Source organism: Brevibacillus sp. AG (genome assembly GCF_028369215.1).
GTDB lineage: Bacteria > Bacillota > Bacilli > Brevibacillales > Brevibacillaceae > Brevibacillus > Brevibacillus porteri.
Map to the genome: position 1 here is coordinate 395,176 of NZ_JAQMYO010000005.1, position 13,963 is coordinate 409,138.

Sequence of the window (13,963 nt, forward strand, 5' to 3'; positions counted from 1 at the left end):
CCCCCGTATATTATTTATTGAAACAATACTCCATGTTTGTTCGGGATATATTCTGGGTAATTTTTACGATAAAAATTATCTATCTGGAGCAACAAAGGGTCCCATTCAGGGTATGGTTCAGGGTCTCCAAACACCATCTTCGCTTCTGGGGTATTCATCAATAGTTCTTCAAATTGTTTTGGAGCATACAAATCCATTTGTTTCCTCACATAAAGCAAGAACAAAATTTCAAAAGGATAGAATCCATATCTGAAGTCACCAAATTCACCTAGTTGTCCTATTTCTGAGGCTAATTGTGAATGATACAACACCATTTTCCCGACCAAATTTTCGATTTCTTCCGAACTAGGTGTTGACCATCTTTCCAACACTTCACTATAAACATCTAGATCTTCAGGTATTAAACCACATTGCAGCCCAGCTTTCTTATACTTTTCTTTAACAGTTAAATGTAATTTTTCATTTGTTCCCATAATTGTTTTATTTCTATATTTCAAGTATAACTCAAATAAAAACCAAGTATGCTTGTTGTCATCATTAACCTCCATTAAAGGCCCACCGAAATGATCAACAATAAAATCAAATAATATATTTTCTTCTTTCTCCCACCCAAACATCGTGAAATGAATTAAAGATGTTAAAACTCCCTTAAAAGAGTATTCTACTATCATTTGAGGATACCGGATTTTATAAAGATCTTGCCCCATGCACTGATAAAATACTACCATTTGCATGTTTTTTAATCCTTCCGCTTTACTTCCGCCATTAGCCAGCACATCGTTTTTCCATTTTGACAAGTGATATGAATAAATTGAGGCTAAATTTATTAGTAAAATATGATCCTTTTCTATGGTATTGTATTCCACTATATCACTGATTTCACTCTTGCTATCATCATATTCCTCTTTTATATCTTCATATCGGATACCCTCTGTAAAATTTTCCTTGTATCTTTTATACGCCATTTCTAATTTTTTGGGGTTGAGCATTTTAATTCTCCTTATGGTTACTCGATTTCTTTACTCCAATCTTTTACTTTTAATTCATCTACTCCAAATCCAGTTTTGGTTATCTTAATATCTGTTTCTACTCTAATAAAATCATATTGAAGTCCTGGATTTTCTTTTTTTAATTTTTTTAATTTCCGCGCAAAATCTGCATACCTTGCATCACTACTATTAAGCATTTGTTGAAAATACTCCTAGCCACCTAATTTTTGTTTATCAGAATAACTGAAACTAGGAGAATCTGATGCTTTCGATTCGATCATTGTTAATTTTGGTGAAGGCCCTTTTGATAAAAATGCCGCGTCTATACCGTTCTAAGTATTTGGAAGCACTTAAGGTACAGACGACTTATTGGCAAAGCCTCCGGGCTTATATGCCCCAGCGTTTAATTCCCCTACTCCACTCGCTTTGCTTTATGTCGAACTGAATGATACTTCATCCAGCTTTTCCTGATATTCCGAAGTGAGCCACTAATCATTTGGTTTTGCAAATGCAAAAAAAGCTCATTCCATCTCAGAGTTTAAGTCGGAATGAGCATTTGCAGTTGTCTCTTGTGCAGATGAGATAAAAACGAATTATAATCCATTCTATTTTTTCTACATTAGCTGTTATCAGGAATAAACAACTTACTTGTAAAATCTGTAAAGCTTTCAGCAATTACGACAATAAATTCTTCTTTTAATTCCTTATCTTCCTCAAAATAATCCATGTCACAAAAATAAACTTTTCCTATATCATTCCCTCTTACCGATAAACAGATTAAACTATCGGCTGGATCAATCCCTATAGGAAGAAAGTTAGAGGGTACAATTTTACCAATAGTATACATTCTATATTTGTCTTCTAAATTCATCTCTGCCTGTTCTGACAAAGGAAAATACATCATTATTGATGAAGTTATTTTACCATCTTGAGTTACAAATCTCCTCACACTAGGTTTTCCACCATTATGTTTTAAAAGAAATTCTTTGTAGTCGCTAGGGAGTATTATGTTATTTCTTTTCTCAAATCCTTCGATGTCCTGTCTATTTAACTCTTGAAATGTATAATCAAATTTAATTCCCATTTTTACCCTCCATTATCTTTATTTTCTTCTAAAGAATACATTCTCTCCAATAACTCCGTAAATGAAGTGCATATTGGAGTTATTGCGTCCTCTATTTTTTCTTCATGATCATAAAAAACTATCTGCGGTTTGTCTAAAGAATTGCGAAAATCAAAGCAAAGTAAATTTCCAAACGGATCTCTGCCAAATGGTACTATTCCCATGGTACACGGATCATCTTTAAAGTCAAAAAACATTTGAATATTTAATACTTCATCAGTAAAACTAATTAAATCATTAAAAACTCCCTGTGTCCCATTGTCAAAATCAAATTTTTGGGGTTTTGGATATCCACCGTTATATTTCTGGATGCATTCCCTATATTCTGACGGAAACCTCACACCAAACTTTTTCTCCACAGAAGCTACTGTAATTTCATCAACAGGCTTCTCTACAAACATCCATCTAATTAATCCCATGATAACGTCTCCAAAATTTTCTTTTTATAATTCCCTTCCTACCCACTTCTCCTCCCCCCCAAAAAAGATGGTAATTGGATTTCCAATTACCACTATAGGACTTCAACTTGTTTTGTTAGTTTTACCTTAGTTATTCTCAACTGTATCTCAAATTTGTCCCTATAGTTTCCTTCAGCTACTAACCTCTCTATGGTATTAACTACATAGCCTCTCTAAGCCTTTCAGTTCATATTCATGCAAAAAAGCTTACTCCTCTTCGTAGTTCAAAGATGGAATAAGCCTTACTCTTAAATGTTGAGGTTGTATATCAAGTTTACACAAAACTTTTGACAGACCTAGTGATACTATAAAACTGATTTTCGCTCAATATCGAAAATGTCTATCTGCTTTTGCTCAAATAAATCTTCAAGTTTATTTGAACCATGTTGTTCAGCAAATAAATATTCTTTTTCTGAAATCGGGACAGCAAGTAACCATGCAACTTTTTTATCTTGAAGATCAATTGTTTGTAACTGATCTTCCCACAGAAATGGAGGCACGAAGAGCACATGCTTCATTTCAATATCAGGATAATACATCTTCACCACATCCAAAAATATTTTACCTGGATAAATCGGCATTTTGGAATTGATTATACAAAAAGCGCAAGTCGCTAATATATTAGGAAATTCTTCATGGATAGTTGCACTTGCCCCCACAATTTCTACCCTCAAAAATTTTTCATCTACAATTTTTCCTATTGAATGCATATATAATCCAATGGTTGAATACGATGTAACACCTTCGCATGGTCTATCCGTTGTTGATAAAATATCAATATTACCTATTTTTTCGTCATCCCAGTATTTGTGAATAGCAGGATTGCCACCAAATGCTTTTAAAGCTGATTTAGCAAGTAATTTACTTTCATTTGGTATCTTCATTATGCTCCCCCTTTGCTAATACTTACTAATTTTAATCTCCAAAATAATCGTCCGTTAAATCTTCACCCTTATGGCTGTGATTAGATTCTGGAAGTTCAGGACGATAGTGGTCAGGGTTGTTATGCTCATCCAGAAACTGTTCTCTTGTTATTCCTCTTTCTTCCGCACTTTTTTTATGCTTCCTAAATTCATAACCTGGTTTATGCCCCATTTCCCAAGGCTCGTCTTTATTCATTATTTTCCCAGTCAGTGGATCTCTTACATGACCATCTTCACCTTTAGCATTATCCCAAACAGTATCTCTAACACCTGTTCTATATCCTGAAGGTCTTGAGTAAGTTTTATCACCTGAATCACTTTCAATACCATTTTCTTTTTTATAATCCTCCCAAGCAGTACTCATTTCCTCTTTACTATATTTACCTTTATTGGCATTTTGGAACTCATTCCATGTTGTCGTGCTAGAAGACCCATCCCCCGTCTCCTCCGGCGGCTTCTCCGGCGGCTTTTGATTCGGCTTCTGCCCATTCGGTCCCCCATATGTTTCGCGCCACTTCAGTTGGTTCTCCGTAGGGGCAAGCTCTACCACATCTTTTTTATTCGAGAATTTTATTGGAAACCCTTCCGCCGATTGTAACTGAGGGCCTAAACTATCCGCTAAATTCTGCAATCCTTCTTGCATATCATCGCGCAGCTTCCTAGCCTTTTGCTTGAGCTGTTCCTTCATCTGCTTCGCCTTGTTGATGACTGCATCTTTTGCAGCCATTACGCTAGCGTACAACTGCTCCTTGATTCGCTGGACGGCTTGCATCACATCCATCTCGTCTAGTGTTTTGCGGGCAGCCGTCCAGACCTTCCCAACGGTACTTTCGACGGCATTTGCTACCGTCTTCACTACATCCGCCGCTGAGTCTGCTACCTCGAGCACTTTCTGTCCCGCTTTCGTTCCCTTTAGTGCTTTATGTGCCTTTGCTCCCAGCTTGGCTCCGGTTGCCGCCCAGCCTGCAAAAGGGATACACGCAGCTAGAGATAGCGCCGCTCCTGCATAGTCTCCACGTGCTAGCGAGATTCCTGCATTCGCTAAGTCCGCTATTTCTCCCAAACCCGGAATGAGTCCCACAACATCCAGCGCTAACTGTACACCATCCAGAAATCCACCCCAGCCAGACTCTTCCTCTTCCTGCTGCTCCTCTTCCTCTTCTTCCTCCTCCTGCGGCAAATCCTCCACAACCACAGGCGCCTTCGTCAGCCCGACCATCTCAATCTTCGGCGCTTGAAGATCGACTTCCCCGTCCAAAATCATGCTGCTGGTGCTGCACATGAGGTAGATCGCTTCCTTGGCCTTGATCTCAACCTTGGTGTCTGACGTAATCTCCATATCCTTTTCCGAGGAAAATACGATCGGATGCATGCTATGAATTTCAATGCCGTCCTCTTCATGCAGCTTGATAAAAATATTGCCTTCCTTGCTCTCCTTGGCAGTAAGAACGAGCTCCTTGCCGCCCATCATCAACTCTTTGCCAAAGTTGGTTCCCCAGTACTTGATGCCGGGATTGCCCGTTTTCGCCGTGCTGCCCCCGCCTTTTCGCACGGAGCTGACTGCCATGGCACCTTCTTCATCTGGTGTGGAGAAGTACAGCTTGACGGAGTCACCCATTTGCGGCATGCAGTGAAAGCCGCTGTTGCCCTCTGCCGAGTAGACCGTGGCATACGGGAACCAGCTCGCCTCTGCCTTGGGCTGCTTCGGATCGATGTCGAGGTGGATTTTGACGGTATCCTTCTGGATGTCGATGATCTTGCCTTCCAGGGCAGCGCCGCATATGTCGTCGTTACGGATAGGGTTTTGACGGATGCCTGCTTCGGGCATGAGCTGATAGGTGTGAATGAGAAGGGCATGGTCGATCCTGGTTGTGGACCCGGCGACGACCAGCTCTTTTCCTTGGTAGTTCACGCGGTCCCCGAGCTGGAGGACCTGTCCGCTTTCTACTTCATAGGTGAGAAAATCGTTTTCCGACATACCTGTTGCGTAGCCGTTTTCTGTCGTTTCCATATAGGGAGACAGCCTTTTGCTGATGGTGTAGCTCGCGTCTGTCAGTTGAGCAGTACGTCCCTCGGGCAAGCCGAACCAGAATTTTGGCTTATCCGCGACAGCCTCGGCGACGAGAATAGAGCCGAAGCGAGAGGCCAGTCGCTTTAAAAACTCCCAATCTGTCTCCTGATACTGGATGGCGATGGTCCCAAGCGGCGCACCGTTCGAAGCATGATCCAAATAATCCGAGCCAGGATAGTCCTTCGTAATTTCATCGAGCAGACTGGCATAGGTCATTTGTTTATGCTGAAAAGAGCGCATCTTGCGCTGTCCGTCCATTCGCTGCGTGTGCGAGACCGCTTCCAGCTCCAAGTGGTACACGCCGTGAACAAAATTGACACTGACGGAATCCACGAGTCCTTTGAACAGCGTCTTTGTAAGCGAACCGTTTTCCACCAAATTCAGCGCGACTGTATCCTCACTCGTCGCCATCTCAATGTAGCGGTCGCTTTTTTCCTCCGGGATGATACCGGTGACGAACAGTCTCGCGTGCTCATTGACTTTCTTCACGATTCTGACATCTTGTAGGCTTTGGATTTCAAAGGGTGAGACCAACTGAATATTCTCGTATCCAGCCAGCTTCTCTGTCGTATTCATACAATCCCCCTCACTATTGCTCCTGTCCGTCGTCTTCGATGCGAATGCAGCCTCCATATACGCACATGTTCGTGCTGGTGTTTAACAGGGCGGGATGATTTTCCACGAGTACATCTGCCTTGCCTTCGATCCAAGGCATGGTGACCGCTGGAATGCATGGCATCGGCTTGAGTACGCCGTTGTTGGCAGCAGTAGCAGCCGCGACGGTTGGATTTTTCTCGCATTTGCATTTGCCAAACGGCATGATGTTCACTTGCGGCATATAGTCATTCACGTTCATCTGTGCCTGGTTGCGAATGTACACGCCATGACTAAAGGGTGTTTTCAGCTTGTTCTTCTGGCTCCCGTAGTCGCACGTGAGAATCGCTCCTGCCACGACGTAGCTTTTCTTCGGAGCGGACGATGGTACAACATCGACATCTTCAATCATGGGCATGACTGATTCTCCTCTCTGCTTGCTCTGCTTTTTTCAAGCGGATACCGAAAAAGTCTCTGCGCAGCAAAGCCTCCGCCAGCCGCAAATCGATGATGATATACGGTTCACGAATTCCTTCGATTTGAAAAATCGTATGGCGCCCAATCTTTTCTGGATCAAGAACCAGCCTTTTGAGTGAGCCGTCCCTGTGAAACTCGCTTTGCTCTGACAGGCAGTTCACACGCGGCAGGATCATCATCCAGTACAAATCCTGCTTGATCCGCTCCCTGTCTACCAGCACGACAGATTTGACGAAAAGCTTCGGTGCGAACTTGTGGATGATTGTCTTTAAGCGATTGGAATAGAGCGGGATAGGTCTGTCGAGAAAATCCAGATAGTCGTTCTCTTTCTTTTGCTTGATGTCGAACTGGATGATCGCCTCATCCAGCTCTTCCTGATAATCCGGGGTGAGCCACTCCTGCCGGATGACGTCAAAAACGTTGGTTGGCTCTACCGCACTCGCGATGCGCTCGTCCTGTGACAAGATGAAATAATTCATACCTGACTCCCCTCTCGCCAAACGACATGTCGCTCCTGAAGCTCATCCAACAGAATAGACTCCCTAGATTCCTTCGAGAATACGGCTCTCTCCAGAAGCGCTCCGCTAAAATTCGCTCCGGTCAAAATCGCATCGGTAAAGTCTGCGCCGCGCAGATCGGCTCCAGTAAAATCAGTCCCGGTCAAGTCCGCCCCGATGAACAAGACACCATCAAAACCGGGCATCTCCCACGCATCTGGCTCCAAAAGGCCCCTTGGCCCGGATGCTTCACGAAAGCTCGCGCCTAGCAGATTCGCTCCGGTAAAATCCGCTCCGTGAATGAGACTGTCGCCGAAATCAACCGCTTTTAGCTGGGCACGATGCCATCTCGTTCCGACCAAAACACTTTCGCGCAGGGTTGCATTCGTTAAGTGACTGTCCGACAAGTCCGAATAGCGCAGGTCCAAACTGTCGAAATGCCCTTGTGCCAAATCGAGACCAGCCAAAACCTTGTAACCGTATTCCAGCTCTTGCTTCTCCTCCAGCCAAGCACGGATCATCTCGGAATCTTTGTGGCGAGTGTCCAGACAGTACACGATCTCGCTTTGATCCAAATATTCTCCGACACGCACCTCCAGCTCCGGCTCCTTGTCCACCTGTTGGAAGACCTCCAGCTGAACAGCCTTCACCATGGCATAACGGATCAGGTGGACTACATATTGATGAAACTTCTCTGCCTCCACGAGCTTGATTCGCTCAATATCGGGAAGTTTTACATGTCCGGCATACGCTCTTGCAGCCTCGTCCCATTCTTCTGCAAGCCGATCCAAAAAGCGGAAAGCCCAGCTCGCATCATAGCTGGTTTGACACTCCACCGGATCGAAAAACCAACTGCTGTCCGTAGCTTCCAGCAAATAATGACTGCTTCCAAGAAGAAGCTCCGTCCGCAGCATGGAATAGGTCAAGTACGCCAGCTTGCCCTTTGTCCCTTGCTCCTGCTTATCCATCACGCGTCTGCATATTGCTTCAAAGGAACGGAGAAATTCTTTTGCCAGCCTCTCTTTATTCGCCTGATAGTATGCATCCAAGGCATGCAGGCTGGCGATGGTTCTCTTCGGCACCTCGTGCTCCTTGAAATGCTGCAAGGCTTCCTCTCTCTCCATGCCAATCCCCCCTTCTTCGCACCGTTTTTGCATACACCAAACACACGGTTACCCGCGTGGCAACCATGTGTGTCAATTGGTTTTGAGCTCCTGCCCGACGATGCTTGTATTTCCGTCCATCTTGATGTTGCTCTCTTTGCAGGTGAGACTGATCTCCTCTTTCGCCGAGATAATCACCTTCGTGGCAGAATCCATCAAAATGTCCTTTTCGGAGACAACCTTGATATTTTTCTTGCTGAAAATCTGAATGCCGTCCGCATCGGTCATGCGAATGAGGATTTCCCCGTCCTTTGCGCTAAGCAATACCTCCGACGGGCTGAACATCAGTTCTTTTCCGTTGGCCGTGCGGAAGTATTTGATATCGGGATTCCCGAGCTTGTTCGTTTCGCCCTCGTCTGAATTTTTCCGGACAGAGCTGATCGCAATCCCGTCACTTTCCTTGTTGCTCGGAAAATAGACGCGGACGTAGTCATCGAGCTCCGGCATGCAATACCAACCGCTGTTTCCTTCAGCCGTATAAACCGAGGAATACGGGAACCAGTGCGCTTCGCTCTTGCTCTGTTTCTCGTCGATATCGAGGTGGATTTTGACGTTGTCTTTGGAGACCTCAATGACTTTTCCTTGCACCGATGCCCCTACAATGAGCGAATTGTGGAGCGGTTTTTGGCTCATTCCTTTTTTGGACGCAAGCAAATACTTATGCTTGAGCAAGCCTTTCTTCATCTCGGTATGTGCCTCATACACATACAGGCTCTTCCCTTTGAAATCCACACCGTTGCCCAAATCGAGCACGCGATCCGTCTCGACCTCGTAAAAGATGTAGTCATTTTCATCCACGCCCTTGACCCCGTTTTCCGAGGAATGGCGGTATTCGTTCAAATTTTTGCGCACTCGATAGTGAAAATCGTCCAGCTTACCTTTCGAGGCACCCTCTGGCACACCAAAGCTGAACTTTGGCTTTTCAAAAACGGATGCCGGCATCAGTCCGGTCTGAAAACGCGAAGCAAGCCGCTTGAGAAACTGCCAATCCGTCTCCTGATACTGCATGGTAAAGGAGCCCAGCTTCCCGCCATTGGAGGCCATGTCCATAATGTCCATGCCTGGGTATTCTCCTGCGATTGTTTTCAAAAGGGCACCATAGGTCATGGCTTTGTTTTGAAACGAACGGCTCTTGCGCTTCACGTCGAGATTGTACGTAGGCGAGACAGCTTCGACGTACAGATAATAAACGTCTCGTACAGCTTTGATGCCTATCTCCAGAACAATCCCCGCAAAAAGCGGCGTGGCGTTGCCGTCGCTATCCACCTGACTGATTTCGATCGGGGTCTGTGCTTCCGTCATTTCTACATAGCTGTCCTTCAATTCTTCTGGTACGATCCCCGTAAATGTCAGGCGAGCGTGCTCATTAATCTTTTTCGTAATCGTAAGTTCTACCAGATGCGTCAATTGATAAGGAGAGATTTGCAAATTGTTGTAGGCAATGACAGGAAGACTCATATTTTCCCTTCTCCCTTCCCATTTTCATTCGAATTGGTGGATACGAGCGACAAGGAATCCATGATCCCCCAGCCTATTGGCTTCCAGTCCGACAGCTCCTGCTCCGTGCAATTGAACGTGCAGAGAAGAGCGCGTTCCTGTAGAGAGACAAAGCTGATCAGGTTGTAAATGTCCGTATCCAATGCGGGCGCAACAAACTCGAAAAATCCGACGCTGTTCCCCGCAATCTCACGTATTCCTTCCTCCTGCCAACGAGCGAGCGGCTGTGTTCTCCGCAAAACCTGCTTCATGACATCCATGAAGGCTTTCAGCTGTGCAGGAGAATCGGTCAGCTTGCTCTCGGTATAGGTGAAAGCCAAGTTAATGGACGCCGTTTCGTTCGTATAAATCAGTGAAGGCCTACGTTCCGATGGATACTTCAGTGCTGCTACTTCTGGACTCATGATGGAAAATGTCTTCGGGAGTCGAATCTGTACGAGATCGTCGAGGACGCGCTTGTCCTCCATGGGAATTCTCTCTTCACCGACTGTAATAAATGATTTGTTCACCACATCCAGTCGGTTTTTACCCTTTGGACCAAAACGTATTGCTGCTGGCTGTGCATCCTCACCGGAAAGCTCATTCAACATGCCGATAATGCTTTCATCCATGCGCGCCATTTCCATTCACCATCCTCTCGTTAATCAACAATAACCCGCTGACGCCCGCCTGTTTTCCACTCCGTTTTTGAGGACTTTCCGCCACTCTTGGCGTCATCCAATATACGTGCGAGGTATTTGAGAATCTGCAGGTTCGTGTACTCGCGGTAACCAGTCCCCATTCTGTTACCTATATAATGAAGAATGAGCCCCCGCTCTACCCTGTCCGCATTCAAGCACTGCATGGCAAAGGCGAGATCATACGGGTGATTGGTGACAGTTTTCAGCATTTCATTCGCAAAATACCGCAGGATGAAAGGAGCAAGTGTTGGCTCGTTTCTCCCGGCATGTTCGACATGCACGATATTCCATGTATTGAATTCCGTCGCCATATCGGCTAAATCCTGATAATCCCCGCGAAGCCTTGCCCCTTGCTTGAGCTTGAAGCGCCCCAGCTCCTTTTCATCCTGGCGTGACTCTATCTCCTGATCGAGTACAAATGACGTCTCGTAAACGTAATAGTCGGTCAGCGAAGTCTCCTCGTGAAAGCGAATCTTGAGTACCGTCTCCGTACCTGTGGCCTCATAAGGAACACGCTCTTCGCGGTCGAACAAATAAATCCGTCCTTGACGCTTGACGATTCCTCTGCCGACAGTGAGGTGCCCTTCGCCTATCGATACATCCACCCCAGAAATAATGCCGTCTGTATAATCCTGAAAGTATAAATCTACAAAATGCCGCGGGTAATCACGCAGATTTTCAAGCATCTCTCGCTTGAGAATTCGCCCTTTATGAAAATTGGGATAGAGATGGGAAAACACCGCTGTTCCCCCTTCCTGTTCATTTAAGCTGCCTGGATACTTGATCATTTCATCCCGTCAAAGAAATCCAGCTCGGACAAGTCACTCTCAAAAGCAAAGAAAACCTTTTTTCCCAAAGCAAGCTGTTCATTCAGACGAGCTACTGGCACGACATGGAATCCCCACTCACTGCCGCTCGCAAAAACGAAGTATTTCGACTCGCCATTTTGAATCGAGTCAGTCTCATCCTGCGGGATATGCGTTCCGTACTTGCTCGCGATGTCCTCATACAACACGTTTATGTATTGAGCAGGCTCATCCATGTACAAGTACCGCTGGCGCAGCTGGCCGTCATTTTCCTTGAGATAAAATTCAACTTCGCTCACGCCGTAGGGACGCGAGATAGAGCCATGTACGAGACTCAGCTTTTCCTGACTGTGAATCAGCACTCTCTCTTGCTTGTTATGCGTGAAGGCGGTCAAGGAATACGGGACGATCGGCGCATGGTTCGTAATTTGCGCTTCGATGAAGCCTGCCTTTTTTGCACTTTGGTAGCGCAGTGCCCCACGTAAGCAAGACAGCTTCAGATCTGGCACCTTGCCTGCATCCTCTGACTTTTGCCGGAACTCGATACTGCGTCCTGGGACAAACTCTTTGAGCGCTTCACGGAAAACATCAATCCGGCACGACTGCCCAGTCAGCTTGATGATCGAGAAGTCAGCCAACCTTCCCTGTTGATAAAAATCGTCCAAGAAGACGCGCAAAATCTCGTAAATATCCGCCTTGATCAGGTGATTGATCTCTTTAGCGTTGAATACGACATCCGGAAAATCAAACACATCCCGGAAGTGACCATCCTCCCGTATCGACAACACCCATCGCTCGACTGCCGTCAGCTTTAGATCAGGCTCTTGACGATTTTCTGTATCGGATGTGAAGCGATTTCGCAGAATGCCGGTCTGACGGAAAAATTCTGTTTTCATGTGGTCAGCGAGGTCCCACAAAAAGTGAAAATTATTTCGGACACGCTGATATTCGTCCCGGCTCTTATTCTCGTACTCCTTGTAGCGAGTCGGCAAAATCGCCTCAGCTTCCCGATATCTCGCCTCGAAGCGTTCATAGATGGAGTCGACGCCGTATTCATCCACGTACCGGAAAATTTCCGATCCAGGGATGTCGATGATCTGGTCGATGTCGGTCACTTGCCGCCCTTTTCCGTAATAGTCCGCGAAGACGATTTTCATAAATTGCATGATGCGATACGTAATGTTGTTGCCACCAAAATTGGTGTCGCCGTTTTCATAGGTCGTATCGATATCGATGCGATAGGAGATATGTCCGTCCTCGATCCGGAAATGGCATGATGACAGATCCGTCGTTCCTCCACCGCAATCGATGACGAGCGCTTGGTACGTTTCCCCGTCCAGAAAGCTGTTTTTGTCAATTTGATCCGCAATCGTGTTGAACAGGACGGCCATTCCTTCATCGAGAGCGTGCTCTGATTCGATGCGATACTCAGGCAAAATCTCGGTGAACATCTCAAGAAACTGCGTTTTCAGCTTGACCGGACTTGTGATATGCAAATGACGAAAGCGGCATTTGAATTGATGCTCGGCCATTTGAATGACGTGAAGAAGGTACTGGCGCAGGATGTCGCTTCGTTTCACAGTCGCGGTATTCCCTTGGCTGTCCATGACCTCTTCGATCTTGTGATAGCTGTTCACCCAGCGCTTGATGCCTTGAAACACGGTCGCGTTTGTGCTGTATCCGTTCTTTTTCATGTGCCGCAGTGCTTCATAACCGATGTGAAAGCGAACGTCATGTGGGGAGGAGCAATCCGCCACGCTGACAGCCGTCGGCAGCACCTCGATCCATTCCTCGTTTTTTTGCGTTGTATCGGGGAAAGAGACGTAATTGATCGCATTCAAGCGTATACGTCCATTCAACAAGTCGTTGCTAGAAGGGGAGCTGACATACTGATGGTCGAGAAAAGCACCCGCTGTCGTCGAGGAGGTACCAAAATCAATCGCGAGAACGGCATCTGTTTCTTCCAATTCCCTGATCTCGAGGTCAGTCACCGGTACTTTGTAGTAGTGGAGATTGACAGGCGGCAACGGATGGTCCTGGTGATACGCCTTGTACAAATACTCCGAATCCTGCTTGCGGAAAAAGAGCAGGCTGTAGTTTTGATTGACGGTTTTTCTCAATGGAGCATCCTGGTGAGCGTGTAGCGTAAAATGCCCCGCTCTCCTATCGTCTTTGTCTTTATGCAGATGCAGAATGCCGCATAGCTCCATATGGTCATTCACTAAAAGCACATTGGATTCGGACAAGCCTTGGGAGGATTCGACGCGATAGTTGTCCAGCCTGTCAATGGCGAGACCCATGTACAAGCACATCTTCGCTGGAATTTTGATCGCATCTACACCTGGCATCGGTGTGTTTAAATATTTGTGGAGTACAGCTTCGAGGCGTTCAATACCACCTGGAACAGCGCGCTCAATCAGAAGGTTTTCTTCTGCCCCACGAAAACGCAGAAGCGTGTGCAGCAGTCCCTCCCGATCGAGATTGTTCACGACAGAGCCGACCAGTTTTTCCTTGTAGCAAATATTGCGGAGCTGAAAGGTCGTCATCTCCATCAGTTCGTCCCGTGTGTAGGTCGCTTCGCCTGGATGATTGCGTTGATTTCCATCCCCGCTGCCTTTTTGGAGATGAAGCTTATATGAATAGGTAGTCATCCCAACTCTCCTCTCTCCCGACCTTCGTTGGGGT

Annotated in this window: 13 protein-coding genes; all 13 read right to left on the bottom strand. The window is 45.9% G+C overall.

Features of this window, described 5'->3' with window-relative positions; translation table 11 throughout:
- Nucleotides 1-14 precede the first annotated feature (14 nt).
- On the bottom strand, nucleotides 15-989 hold the full coding sequence (locus POF51_RS15710) for a hypothetical protein (protein ID WP_271755699.1): 975 nt from the start codon (nucleotides 987-989) through the stop codon (nucleotides 15-17).
- A 17-nt stretch (nucleotides 990-1,006) separates the two neighbouring features.
- The gene (locus POF51_RS15715) at nucleotides 1,007-1,186 is read right to left on the bottom strand and encodes a hypothetical protein (RefSeq protein ID WP_069848058.1); all 180 of its coding nucleotides are present in this window, start codon (nucleotides 1,184-1,186) and stop codon (nucleotides 1,007-1,009) included.
- A gap of 422 nt (nucleotides 1,187-1,608) precedes the next feature.
- On the bottom strand, nucleotides 1,609-2,073 hold the full coding sequence (locus tag POF51_RS15720; RefSeq protein ID WP_069848060.1) for an SMI1/KNR4 family protein: 465 nt from the start codon (nucleotides 2,071-2,073) through the stop codon (nucleotides 1,609-1,611).
- A 2-nt stretch (nucleotides 2,074-2,075) separates the two neighbouring features.
- Nucleotides 2,076-2,531, bottom strand: a complete 456-nt coding sequence (locus POF51_RS15725; protein WP_069848062.1) for an SMI1/KNR4 family protein — start codon at nucleotides 2,529-2,531, stop codon at nucleotides 2,076-2,078.
- A 344-nt stretch (nucleotides 2,532-2,875) separates the two neighbouring features.
- On the bottom strand, nucleotides 2,876-3,454 hold the full coding sequence (locus POF51_RS15730; protein ID WP_271755700.1) for a suppressor of fused domain protein: 579 nt from the start codon (nucleotides 3,452-3,454) through the stop codon (nucleotides 2,876-2,878).
- A gap of 31 nt (nucleotides 3,455-3,485) precedes the next feature.
- Nucleotides 3,486-6,140: a GH-E family nuclease gene (locus tag POF51_RS15735; protein ID WP_271755702.1), complete on the bottom strand. Its 2,655-nt coding sequence runs from the start codon at nucleotides 6,138-6,140 to the stop codon at nucleotides 3,486-3,488.
- Between the two features lie 13 nt (nucleotides 6,141-6,153).
- Nucleotides 6,154-6,576 (bottom strand): DUF4280 domain-containing protein, encoded by a 423-nt coding sequence (locus POF51_RS15740; protein WP_069848069.1) that lies wholly within the window; start codon nucleotides 6,574-6,576, stop codon nucleotides 6,154-6,156.
- Nucleotides 6,563-7,114: an imm11 family protein gene (locus tag POF51_RS15745; RefSeq protein WP_069848071.1), complete on the bottom strand. Its 552-nt coding sequence runs from the start codon at nucleotides 7,112-7,114 to the stop codon at nucleotides 6,563-6,565. Before POF51_RS15745 ends, POF51_RS15740 begins: the two co-directional genes overlap by 14 nt.
- Nucleotides 7,111-8,256 carry a pentapeptide repeat-containing protein gene (locus POF51_RS15750; protein ID WP_271755703.1) on the bottom strand — a complete coding sequence of 382 codons (1,146 nt, stop codon included), beginning with the start codon at nucleotides 8,254-8,256 and terminating at the stop codon, nucleotides 7,111-7,113. Before POF51_RS15750 ends, POF51_RS15745 begins: the two co-directional genes overlap by 4 nt.
- A gap of 72 nt (nucleotides 8,257-8,328) precedes the next feature.
- Complete coding sequence (locus tag POF51_RS15755) at nucleotides 8,329-9,753, bottom strand: contractile injection system protein, VgrG/Pvc8 family (RefSeq protein WP_271755704.1); 1,425 nt, start codon at nucleotides 9,751-9,753, stop codon at nucleotides 8,329-8,331.
- Nucleotides 9,750-10,418, bottom strand: a complete 669-nt coding sequence (locus tag POF51_RS15760; protein ID WP_271755705.1) for a hypothetical protein — start codon at nucleotides 10,416-10,418, stop codon at nucleotides 9,750-9,752. Before POF51_RS15760 ends, POF51_RS15755 begins: the two co-directional genes overlap by 4 nt.
- A 14-nt stretch (nucleotides 10,419-10,432) precedes the next feature.
- Nucleotides 10,433-11,212, bottom strand: a complete 780-nt coding sequence (locus POF51_RS15765; protein ID WP_271755735.1) for a DNA and RNA helicase — start codon at nucleotides 11,210-11,212, stop codon at nucleotides 10,433-10,435.
- Between the two features lie 44 nt (nucleotides 11,213-11,256).
- Nucleotides 11,257-13,929, bottom strand: a complete 2,673-nt coding sequence (locus POF51_RS15770) for a molecular chaperone (RefSeq protein ID WP_271755706.1) — start codon at nucleotides 13,927-13,929, stop codon at nucleotides 11,257-11,259.
- Nucleotides 13,930-13,963: the final 34 nt, after the last annotated feature.

What these genes read in the sequence shown, in the direction of transcription:
- POF51_RS15710 (WP_271755699.1), bottom strand. Translation starts at nt 989, where the DNA reads ATGCTCAACCCCAAAAAATTAGAAATGGCGTATAAAAGATACAAGGAA.
- POF51_RS15715 (WP_069848058.1), bottom strand. Translation starts at nt 1,186, where the DNA reads ATGCTTAATAGTAGTGATGCAAGGTATGCAGATTTTGCGCGGAAATTA.
- POF51_RS15720 (WP_069848060.1), bottom strand. Translation starts at nt 2,073, where the DNA reads ATGGGAATTAAATTTGATTATACATTTCAAGAGTTAAATAGACAGGAC.
- POF51_RS15725 (WP_069848062.1), bottom strand. Translation starts at nt 2,531, where the DNA reads ATGGGATTAATTAGATGGATGTTTGTAGAGAAGCCTGTTGATGAAATT.
- POF51_RS15730 (WP_271755700.1), bottom strand. Translation starts at nt 3,454, where the DNA reads ATGAAGATACCAAATGAAAGTAAATTACTTGCTAAATCAGCTTTAAAA.
- POF51_RS15735 (WP_271755702.1), bottom strand. Translation starts at nt 6,140, where the DNA reads ATGAATACGACAGAGAAGCTGGCTGGATACGAGAATATTCAGTTGGTC.
- POF51_RS15740 (WP_069848069.1), bottom strand. Translation starts at nt 6,576, where the DNA reads ATGCCCATGATTGAAGATGTCGATGTTGTACCATCGTCCGCTCCGAAG.
- POF51_RS15745 (WP_069848071.1), bottom strand. Translation starts at nt 7,114, where the DNA reads ATGAATTATTTCATCTTGTCACAGGACGAGCGCATCGCGAGTGCGGTA.
- POF51_RS15750 (WP_271755703.1), bottom strand. Translation starts at nt 8,256, where the DNA reads ATGGAGAGAGAGGAAGCCTTGCAGCATTTCAAGGAGCACGAGGTGCCG.
- POF51_RS15755 (WP_271755704.1), bottom strand. Translation starts at nt 9,753, where the DNA reads ATGAGTCTTCCTGTCATTGCCTACAACAATTTGCAAATCTCTCCTTAT.
- POF51_RS15760 (WP_271755705.1), bottom strand. Translation starts at nt 10,418, where the DNA reads ATGGAAATGGCGCGCATGGATGAAAGCATTATCGGCATGTTGAATGAG.
- POF51_RS15770 (WP_271755706.1), bottom strand. Translation starts at nt 13,929, where the DNA reads ATGACTACCTATTCATATAAGCTTCATCTCCAAAAAGGCAGCGGGGAT.